This is a genomic window from Actinomycetota bacterium (genome assembly GCA_040905475.1).
Classification (GTDB): domain Bacteria; phylum Actinomycetota; class AC-67; order AC-67; family AC-67; genus DATFGK01.
On the sequence record JBBDRM010000051.1, the window covers coordinates 1 to 7,460 of the forward strand.

Annotated in this window: 6 protein-coding genes; all 6 read left to right on the plus strand. The window is 67.7% G+C overall.

Going from position 1 to position 7,460, the window contains the following annotated elements; translation table 11 throughout:
- Positions 1-502: 502 nt before the first annotated feature.
- Positions 503-1,972, plus strand: a complete 1,470-nt coding sequence (rpsA, locus tag WEB06_04150; protein MEX2554806.1) for a 30S ribosomal protein S1 — start codon at positions 503-505, stop codon at positions 1,970-1,972.
- A gap of 115 nt (positions 1,973-2,087) precedes the next feature.
- A complete protein-coding gene (coaE, locus tag WEB06_04155; GenBank protein ID MEX2554807.1) occupies positions 2,088-2,708 on the plus strand; it encodes a dephospho-CoA kinase in 621 nt (206 codons plus the stop codon).
- 58 nt (positions 2,709-2,766) lie between these two features.
- Entirely contained in the window at positions 2,767-4,833 is a 2,067-nt protein-coding gene (uvrB, locus tag WEB06_04160) for an excinuclease ABC subunit UvrB (protein MEX2554808.1), read from the plus strand.
- Positions 4,834-4,857: 24 nt separating this feature from the next.
- Complete coding sequence (locus tag WEB06_04165) at positions 4,858-5,796, plus strand: ABC transporter ATP-binding protein (GenBank protein MEX2554809.1); 939 nt, start codon at positions 4,858-4,860, stop codon at positions 5,794-5,796.
- Positions 5,797-5,800: 4 nt separating this feature from the next.
- Positions 5,801-6,973 carry an ABC transporter permease gene (locus WEB06_04170; protein MEX2554810.1) on the plus strand — a complete coding sequence of 391 codons (1,173 nt, stop codon included), beginning with the start codon at positions 5,801-5,803 and terminating at the stop codon, positions 6,971-6,973.
- Positions 6,970-7,460 (plus strand): ABC transporter permease (locus tag WEB06_04175; protein ID MEX2554811.1); only part of this gene is annotated, 491 nt, incomplete at its 3' end. The genes WEB06_04170 and WEB06_04175, both read left to right, overlap by 4 nt.

Consider the following 7,460-nt stretch of genomic DNA (forward strand, 5'->3'; position numbering starts at 1 on the left):
GGCCCGTCCCCGAGGCAACGGAGAAGCGGGGCCACGATCCTACGTCGCGGCGCCGTGAACGCGGCGTGATAGCGCACAGGGCTGGTCTGAACGTTGACACGGACACCATCGACTGCGACCCTTGCGCGATCTGGTTGCATCCTGTGGGCGGCACGTTCGATTTGCCGTGCCATCCTTGCCGTCAGAGCTGTACCCCGCCACCCCGTGGCCTGTCCCCTTTCCCCTCACGACAAGAGACCCGACCCCGATGCCCGAGACCCCGACTCCCGACCAGACCACCACCGACGCGGCCCCCGAGCAGCAGACCGCGACCACGCCCCAGAATCGGCCGGACGCCGATGGCGACGCCGTGGCGCCGCAGGGTCCCGAAGGCGCGGACACGGCCCCCGCCCCCGCGGACACGGCCCCCGCCCCCGCGGACACGGCCCCCGCGGACACGGCCCCCGCCGCGCCGTCGCCCGAGCCTCCGTCCCAGCCGACGCCCACGCCCGACGTCGTGGTGATGCAGGAGCCGGGGGGCGCCATGACCTCCACCGGCGACGTGATCGTCGAGAACGATCTGTCGGACGAGGACTTCGAATCGGCCCTCGAGGGCACCGTTCTCGCCATGGAGGACGGCAAGATCATCGAAGGTGTGGTCGTCAAGGTCGACCCGGACGAGGTCCTGCTGGACATCGGGTGGAAGTCCGAAGGGGTCATCCCGTCTCGCGAGCTGTCCATCAAGCTCGATGTGGACCCGAACACCATCGTCGCCGTCGGTGACGTGGTGGAGGCCCTCATCATGAAGAAGGAGGACGAGGAGGGCCGACTCGTCCTGTCCAAGAAGCGCGCGCAATACGAGCGGGCCTGGGGCACGATCGAGCGCATCTACAACGAGGACCGCACGGTCAAGGGCTCGGTCATCGAGGTCGTCAAGGGTGGCCTCATCCTAGACATCGGGCTGCGGGGGTTCCTGCCCGCCTCGCTGGTCGAAATGCGGCGCGTCCGCGACCTCGCCCCGTACGTCGGTGAAGAGATCGAGTGCAAGATCATCGAACTCGACCGCAATCGCAACAACGTCGTGCTGTCCCGGCGGAAGTTCCTCGAGGAGACCCAGAGCGAATTCCGCAACGAGTTCCTCGAATCCCTGCAGAAGGGCGAGGTCCGGGCCGGTGTCGTCTCGTCGATCGTCAACTTCGGCGCGTTCGTCGACCTGGGCGGCGTCGACGGGCTGGTGCACGTCTCCGAACTCTCCTGGAAGCACATCGACCACCCCTCGGAGGTCGTCGAGGTCGGTGACGAGGTCGAGGTGGAGGTGCTCGACGTCGACATGGACCGTGAACGCGTCTCGCTCTCGCTGAAGGCCACGCAGGAAGATCCGTGGCAGAAGTTCGCGCGCGAACACGCTGTCGGGGAGATTGTCGACGGCGAGGTCACGAAGCTGGTGCCGTTCGGTGCCTTCGTGAAGGTGGCCGACGGCATCGAAGGCCTCGTTCACATCTCGGAACTGGCCGAGCGTCACGTCGAGGTCCCCGAGGCCGTCGTCAACGTCGGTGACAAGATCGAGGTCAAGGTCATCGACATCGACACGGTCCGGCGGCGCATCAGCCTCTCGCTGAAGCAGGCGCAGGCCGGGGATGGTCCGGTCGAGGACGAGGGCGGCTACGAGGAGGAACAGCAGCCGGTCGTCGAGGCGGCCTACTCGTCCGGAGGCGACGACAGCGCGCCCTCGGGCGCGTTCGCGGCCGCTTTCGCGCAGGCGGGTATCGGGAGTCAGGACCAGACGCCGGAAGAGATGGCGTTGGCGGAAGCCGAACTCCCCACCGATTCCGCGGATGCCGACGTCGCCGTGGAGCCCGAACCCGAGGCTGCGGAAACCGAGGCTGTTGGCGAGTCTGCAACGGAAGCGGCCGAAGAGCCCGAGGCTGCCGAGGAGTCCTCACCCGAGGCTGCGACTCCGGCTGATGCCGAGGAGAAGGACGCTGACGCCTGAGTTCTCGTACCTGCTGCATCGGTTGAGCCCGGCCACGTGCCGGGCTCAACCCTTGGCGCTGAAGCCTTGGCGTTCAACCCTTGGCACCGAACCCCGGGAATGACATGGAGTCGGGATGTACCTGGTCGGACTGACGGGGGGCATGGGCAGTGGGAAGTCCACCGTCGCGACGCGGCTGGCAGATCTGGGCGCCGACGTCATCGATGCCGACGCGATCGCGCGCGAGATCGTCGAACCCGGTGAACCGGCGCTGGCCGCACTGGTCGACCGCTTCGGTGAGGCGATCCTGCGCGACGACGGCCAGCTCGATCGGAGCGCACTCGCGGCCGTCGCCTTCGCGGACGAGCGGTCGCGTGCGGACCTGAACCGCCTGACCCACCCCCACGTCGCCGCGCGCATCGCGGCGCGTATCGCCGAACTCGGGGCGGACGGGAAGCCCGGCCGCATCGCGGTCGTCGACCATCCGCTGCTGATCGAAACCGGGCAGACGGGCCGTTTCGACGCCGTCGTGGTCGTGTTGGCGCCCGTGGAACTCCGGGTCCAGCGTCTCCGCGATGCGCGGGGGCTCGAGAAGGCGGACATCGAAGCTCGCCTCCGGGCCCAGACCGATGACACCACGCGTCGCGCTGCAGCCACCCACGTCATCGACAACACCGGATCCCGTGAGGAGCTCCTCACCCGTACTGACGCCATTCACGAGCGCCTCCTGGAGGCCGCCAGGTCGTCCACACGCTAGGTCCGGCGCCTGGCGCCGTGAGCACGATCCTGTCGCAGGCCACGGGTATCTTCCTCTCATGCCCGATCGGTCCCTGCTCCACCGCAACGTCCGCGACGACACGCCCCTGCGTGTGGTCAGCGACTACGCGCCCGCCGGGGACCAACCGGCGGCGATCGACGCCATCGCGGAGGCCTTCGAGGCCGGGGAGCGGGCGGTGACGCTGCTCGGTGCCACGGGCACGGGCAAGACGTTCACGGCGGCCAAGGTGCTCGAACGCATCCAGCGGCCGGCCCTCGTCATGGCGCCCAACAAGACGCTGGCGGCACAGCTCGCCAACGAGTTCCGCGAGTACCTCCCGGACAACGCCGTCGAATACTTCGTGTCGTACTACGACTACTACCAACCCGAGGCCTACATCGCCTCGAGCGACACCTACATCGAGAAGGACTCGTCGATCAACGACGAGATCGACCGCCTACGGCACCGCGCGACGATGGGCCTGCTGTCCCGGCGCGACATCGTGGTCGTCGCTTCGGTCTCCTGCATCTACGGGCTCGGATCCCCCTACGAGTACGAGGATCATGTGCTGGCGCTCCGGGAGGGAGCGGAAGCCGGTCTGGAGGCGTCGATGCGCAAGCTCGTCGACCTGCAGTACTCGCGCAACGATCTGACGTTGGTGCGTGGCACCTTCCGGGTCCGGGGGGACACCCTGGAGGTGTTCCCGGCCGACGACGAGAAGGCCGTCCGTATCGAGTTCTTCGGCGACGAGGTGGAGCGGATCGTCCGGGTCGACACCCTCACCGGCGAGGTCTCACGCCCGGTCCCACAGATCGCCGTGTTCCCGGCATCGCACTACGTCTCCTCGCGCGAGGCGCTCGAGCGGGCCGTCGTCAGCATCGAGGAGGAGCTCGGCGAACGACTCGAGCAGTTCGAGCGCGAGGGCAGGTTGCTGGAAGCGCAGCGGCTCAAGATGCGGACCAACTACGACCTCGAGATGATCCGGGAGGTCGGCTTCTGCAACGGCATCGAGAACTACTCGCGGCATTTCGATGGCCGCGCCCCCGGCCAGGCCCCCTACACCCTGCTCGACTACTTCCCGGACGACTTCGCCGTGTTCATGGACGAGTCGCACGTCAGCGTGCCGCAGGTCGGGGGGATGTACGAAGGCGATCGTTCGCGCAAGGACAACCTGATCGAACACGGTTTCCGCCTTCCCTCCGCCCGTGACAACCGGCCCCTGACCTTCGATGAGTTCCTCGACCGCATCGGGCAGCGACTGTTCATCTCCGCCACTCCCGGCGCATACGAACGACGCGAGTCGGACACGATCGCGGAACAGATCATCCGGCCGACCGGTCTGGTCGACCCGGAGCTGGTCGTCCAGCAGACCGCCGGACAGATCGATGATCTGATGGAGCGGATCCGGGTGACGACCGAACGTGACCAGCGCGTGCTGGTCACGACGTTGACCAAGAAGATGTCCGAGGATCTCACGGACTATCTCCTGGAAAATGGGGTGCGGGTGCGCTATCTGCACTCCGACATCGACACCGTCGAACGCGTGGAGATCCTGCGGTCACTGCGCCTGGGCGAGTTCGACGTCCTCGTCGGTATCAATCTCCTCCGGGAGGGGCTGGATCTTCCGGAAGTGGCTCTGGTGGCGATCCTGGACGCCGACAAGCAGGGGTTCCTCAGGTCCGGGACGTCCCTCATCCAGACGATCGGCCGTGCCGCCCGGAACGTGGACGGCTACGTCGTGATGTACGCCGATCACGTCACCGACGCCATGCAGCAGGCACTCGACGAAACGACGCGGCGACGGGAGAAGCAGGTCGCGCACAATGCCGCTCACGGCATCGATCCGCAGACGATCCGTAAGCGCGTCGGTGACATCATCGCGGCCGTTCGGGCCGAGGAATTCGGCGAGGACTACCGGCCCGACGGATCGCCCGCGGCGGTGACCGGAACGTCGGTCGACGCCAGCGAGTTGCCACAGGAGGATCTGGCGGCACTCATCCAACGGCTCGAGGAGGAGATGCACGAAGCTGCGGGGGAACTGCGCTTCGAGTATGCCGGGCGGTTGCGCGATGAGATCGCCGACCTGAAACGCGAGCTTGCCGCGATGCGAGCCGCTAACGTCTGACGGCACCGGACCGGGGGCCGTCTCGTGGAAGATCTCCTTACCTGTGTCGGCCTCGAGCGCTCCTTCGGAGACGTCAAAGCCGTCCAGGGCGTGAGTTTCTCGGTCGGTGTCGGCGAGACCTACGGCCTGCTCGGCCCCAATGGTGCGGGCAAGACCACCTCGATCTCGATGATCGCCGGTCTGCTGGTGCCGGACGCCGGCGACGTGGTCATCGGCGGTCATCACATGGGTCCCCGGTCCACCGAGGCGCGACGGAACGTCGGGTTGGTGCCACAGGAACTGGCGATCTACCCCGACCTGACCGCCCGCGAGAACCTGGACTTCTTCGCCCGCCTCTACGGGCTCGATGCGGACCGTCGGAAGCGCCGTATCGCCGAGGTTCTCGACGTCATCGGGCTCATGGACCGGGGTGATGATCGGACGGGGGAGTACTCCGGGGGCATGAAGCGCCGTCTCAACATCGGCATCGGCATGCTGCACGAGCCCAAACTGCTCATCCTCGACGAGCCGACCGTCGGCGTGGACCCCCAGTCGCGCAACGCGATCCTGGAATCGGTCGAGAGCCTCGCGGTCGAGGGCATGGCCGTGCTGTACACGACCCATTACATGGAGGAAGCGGAACGTCTGTGTGATCGGATCGGCATCATCGATCAAGGTGCACTGGTCGCCGAAGGGACGCGCCGCGAACTCATTGCGAAGATCGCCGGTCAGGACGTCGTCCGGCTGAAGGTCGCGGGCGACCTCGCCGCCGCGACCCGAGCCTGCGCCGCGGTCGCCGGTGTGCATTCCGCCGACGCCGAGGATGAGACGATCGTTTGCCTGCTGGATGGCGCGGCGCCGCGGCTCCCGGCGCTCCTGGCGGCAGTGACGCAAGCGGGTGCGGACGTCAGTGGTGTGGAGGTCCGCGAACCGGACCTCGAGGACGTCTTCCTCCATCTCACGGGCAAAGCTCTGAGGGACTGAGGCGGTGTTGCGTGCGGCCGCCATCATCCTGCGCAAGGACCTTCGCCTGCGACTCCGGGATCGCAGTGTCCTGTTGTTCGCCCTCGTGGTGCCGTTGGCCCTGACCTTCGTCTTCGCGCAGGTGTTCCCGACCGACGAAGACTTCGAGCTGATGGTCGGCGTGGTCGACCTCGACGGCGGCGAGGTCACGGAGGGGTTCGTGGACGGTCTCGTGCCGGGGCTCGTCGAGTCCGGCTTCGTCCAGGCAACCTCCTTCGCTGGGGAACCGGCGGCGCGGGCGGCGATCGAAGCTGGCGACATCGATGCCGCCTGGGTCCTTCCCGACGGGTTCAGTCAGGCGGTGCAGGCCGGTGGGGCAGCCGAGCTCCGGGTCCTCGCCAACCCCGATCGAGGACTGGCGGCGGAGGTCGCACGTGGCATTGCGGACAACTATCGGGCCGAACTGGAGCGTGTCGGTCTGACGGTCGCCACCACCACCGCTGCCGCCGACGGCGAGGTGTCGTTCGAGGACATGGAGGAACTCGCCGGCCGGGTCGTGGGTCAGACGCCGGCGATCAGCACCCGTGCGCTGGTGACTCCGGACCGTCAGCTCGATCCGACCAGCTACCTCGCGGCCGGCATGGCCGTCTTCTTCCTCTTCTTCACCGTCTCGTTCGGGATCACCGGTCTGCTCGAGGAGCGGCAGCAGGGGACGCTCCCACGTCTGTTGGCGGCTCCCATCGGGATCATGGCGGTCCACCTCGGCAAGGCGTTGGGCGCGTTCGTCCTGGGCGTCGTGTCGATGACCGTGCTGTCGGTGGCCAGTGCCGTGCTCCTCGGGGCGTCGTGGGGTGACCCGATCGGCGTCGGGATCCTGGTCGTGGCGGGAGTGATCTCGGCGCTCGGCGTCATGGCGCTGGTGGGATCGTTCGCGAAGACGGCGGAGCAGGCCGGCAACCTCCAGTCCATCGTGGCCCTCGTGCTGGGACTGGCCGGCGGCGTCTTCTTCCCCGTCGGCGCGGGTCTGCTGGGGACGCTCGCACTCGTGTCACCGCACGGCTGGTTCCTGCGGGGACTCGGTGACCTGGCCGGCGCAGAATCCTGGACCGCCGTTCTGCCGGCATCGGGCGCGCTCGTGCTGTTCGGCGTGGTGGCGGCCATCCCGGGGATCGTGCGCCTGCGCGGAGCGGATCGATGATGCGCACGGTCGGTCGCGTCGTCACCATCTCCCGCGTCGAACTGCTCCGTTTCCTGCGCGAACGATCCAATATCTTCTTCGTTTTCGTCCTCCCGTTGGCGCTGGTGATCTTCATCGGTCTGCAATTCGGCGCCGGCGCCTCGACACAGCTGGGGGCGGTCACATCCGATGACGCCGCGGCCCGCGTCCTGGTCGAGCGCATCGACGCCTCCGACACGATCGATGTCGTGCCGATTGCGTCGGCCGACGAGCTCCGGTCATTGGTGTCGCGCGGCAACCTCAGTGGGGGAGTGGTCATCGGTGAAGGGTTCGACCGGGCCCTCGACTCAGGAGCTCCGTTCGAGATCGGCTACGTGGGCCGTCCGGACGGCACCGGGCAATCACTCCGGTCGGTGGTCGATGCGGCCGTCGCCGACCATTCGGCCGTCAGCCACGCAGCACGCATCGCCGCCGACGCTTCCGGCCCCCCGCTGGCCGACCCGCTCGC